We start from the raw sequence: 231 nt of genomic DNA, 5'->3' as shown, positions 1-231 counted from the left end.
AAGTTTAAAGTTAATTCGGGATGAGGTAGAAACATTAATACACACAAAAGGGGGATTTGGCTTTGGACTTCAGGCTAAAGTAAAAGTTGATAATATTGAATCATCAATTGAATTAGGCAGGACAAAATCTCAGATTAAAAGACTTATTGATTTTTATTATAAACTCAATGAATATCTTTCGATGTTTGATGCTGGTAACAAGGAGAGTCAGGATTTAGAATATAAAGTCAG

Annotated in this window: 1 protein-coding gene; it reads left to right on the top strand. The window is 31.2% G+C overall.

The genetic code is table 11. The features are described from left to right. Positions 1 to 231, top strand: a 231-nt coding sequence (locus tag SCA31_RS25730; RefSeq protein ID WP_410699756.1) for a hypothetical protein, incomplete at both ends; no start/stop codon positions are given.

The organism is Chryseobacterium sp. SIMBA_028, from assembly GCF_046535285.1.
In the GTDB taxonomy this organism is placed as follows: Bacteria; Bacteroidota; Bacteroidia; order Flavobacteriales; family Weeksellaceae; genus Chryseobacterium.
This window is presented reverse-complemented; position numbering and strand designations above follow the sequence as displayed.